The organism is Tychonema sp. LEGE 06208 (assembly GCF_015207505.1).
Taxonomy (GTDB): domain Bacteria; phylum Cyanobacteriota; class Cyanobacteriia; order Cyanobacteriales; family Microcoleaceae; genus Microcoleus.
On sequence record NZ_JADEWT010000212.1, the window covers coordinates 1 to 2,544 of the forward strand.

The following is a 2,544-nucleotide window of genomic DNA, read 5'->3' on the forward strand; positions in this document are numbered from 1 at the left end:
GGGAATTGGGAATGGGGAATGGGGAATAGGGAATAGGGAATAGGAATTAACAAATAACAAATAACCAATAACCAATAACCAATAACCAATAACCAATAACCAATAACCAATAACCAATAACCAATAACTACTGACTAAACTGCATTACGATCGCCATATTTGAGCAAAAGGGCAATTCCGATACTCACTGCAAAAATTAATACCATACTCAGAGCCGAACCCAGCCCCCAATTTTGTGTTGCTCCCAAAAACTGATTGTAAATCAAACGAGCGGCTGTCATGCTGGAAGCTCCACCGAGCAATTCGGGATCGACAAAATCGCCCAAACAGCTAATAAATACTAGCAAAGAGCCTGCTGCAATTCCCGGCATTGTTTGAGGTACTGTCACTTTCCAGAAAGTTTCTACTGGATTCGCGCCCAAATCTTGAGATGCTTCTAACAATCTGCGATCGAGCTTTTCCAAAGAAGCGTAGAGAATTGTTACGATATAAGGCAAATAGCTGTAAGCCATGCCGATGAGAACGGCGGAACTTTGATTTAACAATTCTAGAGGAGGGATGCCTACAAGGGCTAAGACCGAGTTGAGAACGCCTGTAGGACGCAGTATTGTAATCCAAGCATACGATCGCAACAGCGAAGAAGTCCACAGCGGCAACACAAAGCCCAACAATGTTAAATTCCGCCACTTCGGCGAGACATTGAGGGCTATCCAGTAAGCGACGGGAAATCCCAGCACCAAACAGAGTATGGTAGTTCCAGTTGCGAAAAAGAGCGATCGACCCATCACCTGCAAATTCAGCGGTTCAAACACTCGCAGATAGTTGCCGATTCCCGAAGGATTCACCAAATCTCCTGGCTTAATGTTTGGTACTAAGCTAAGCTGAAAAATTACCAGAGTTGGTATTACTAATAATAAAACTAGGAACAAGCCAGAAGGGCCGAGCAATGCTAGCGGCCCAGCCCACGATGACCACGGGGAGCGAGTTTCAGCTTTTGCGGGAGATGTGGGAGGAATCGGAGGGGGAGCTTTGGTGGAAACAGCCATAAATAATAGTTTTGATTTTTTAACCGCTGATTAACGCGGATTAACGCGGATATAATACGGAGCGATGCTGCAGCGGGCGATCGACTGTGGGGGCGGATTGATGTAAAATTTGGATAAAAGTCAGAGATTGCGTGTAAAGTCCGCCCTACAGGTGAGGATCAGCCGCTGGTTAATTTAGTCCAATAGCGATCGTACACTTCCATAAATTTCCCTACCGGAGCAACACCTTCGCAATTTCTTAAAACAGCTTCCGAGGGGAAAAGAATTTCGTTTTCGCGGACTTCCGGCGTTAACAAACTAAAAGCATCTTCCGAAGGAGTTGAAAAACTGAGCCTTTCTACTAAAGAAGCAGCGATATCGGCTTGCAGCATAAAGTTAATCCATTTATAAGCTGCTTCGGGATTGGGAGCACCTTTGGGAATTACTAAAGTGTCTGTCCACAAAGAAGAACCGCTTTTTGGCACGATATATTTCAATTTATCGTTATCTGGAATTACTTCATTAGCATCAGAAGAATAACACATGGCTATCTTCAAATCGCCAGTCAGCATTTGCGGCCGCCAAGCATCTGTGGTAAAAGATGCGATCGCGGGTTTGAGTTCCACCAACTTTTCGTAAGCTTTTTTGACTTGCTCTGGGTTCGTAGAATTGAGGGAATAGCCAAGCATCCGCAACGCAGCACCCATGACTTCTCGAACATCGCTTGCTAGCGTCATTCGTCTTGCTAACTCCTGTTTGTGTTGCCACAAATAGTTCCAATCGACCGGAGCTTCTTTGAGTTGTTCGCTGTTGTAAATCAAGCCTGTGGTTCCCCAACTCAAAGGGACGCTGTAGCGGTTTCCTGGGTCGTAGACAGGGTTTTGGAACTGTTTTTTGAGCCGATCGAGTCCGCCCAAAATCGAGTGGTCTAATTTAGTCAACAGCTCCAGTTCCGTCATCTGAACCACCATGTAGTCAGACGGGTAAATGATGCTGTAGGCGCGGCCGCCGCCGGCTTGAACTCTAGCCAGCATTTCTTCGTTGGAACTAAACACGTCGGCTACTACGCGAATGCCTGTTTTTTCGGCAAAGCGATCGAGCAAAGCTTTATCGGTATAGCCAGCCCACGTATAGATGAACAGTTGGTCGGCAGAACCTGTGACGGGAGGAGCAGATTGTACGTCTGCCAGTCGCCAGCCGCAACTCGAAAGGGCTAAGCCGGAAATTGTCGCCGCCGAATTTTTTAGGAACTGACGGCGTGTCGAATTAGCCGGGAAAATCCTGGAAATTGGTAGATTTGTCGGAGGCACAGTTTGATTTTAGATTTTAGATTTTAGATTTTAGATTGGGGAATTGGGGATTGGGAATTGGGAATTGGGAATTGGGAATTGGGCATTGGGCATTGGGCATTGAGAATTGGGCATTGAGAATTGGGAATTGGGAATTGGGCATTGGGAATTGGGCATTGGGCATTCTCCTATTTTCCCATTTTCCCCCTCTCCCATTCCTGTCTCTTATA

At 46.1% G+C, this 2,544-nt stretch carries 2 protein-coding genes; both read right to left on the reverse strand.

The features are described from left to right. Positions 1–134 precede the first annotated feature (134 nt). Positions 135–1,046: an ABC transporter permease gene (locus IQ263_RS27900; RefSeq protein WP_194071274.1), complete on the reverse strand. Its 912-nt coding sequence runs from the start codon at positions 1,044–1,046 to the stop codon at positions 135–137. A gap of 158 nt (positions 1,047–1,204) precedes the next feature. Beyond that, positions 1,205–2,335 (reverse strand): ABC transporter substrate-binding protein, encoded by a 1,131-nt coding sequence (locus IQ263_RS27905; RefSeq protein WP_194071275.1) that lies wholly within the window; start codon positions 2,333–2,335, stop codon positions 1,205–1,207. Positions 2,336–2,544: the final 209 nt, after the last annotated feature.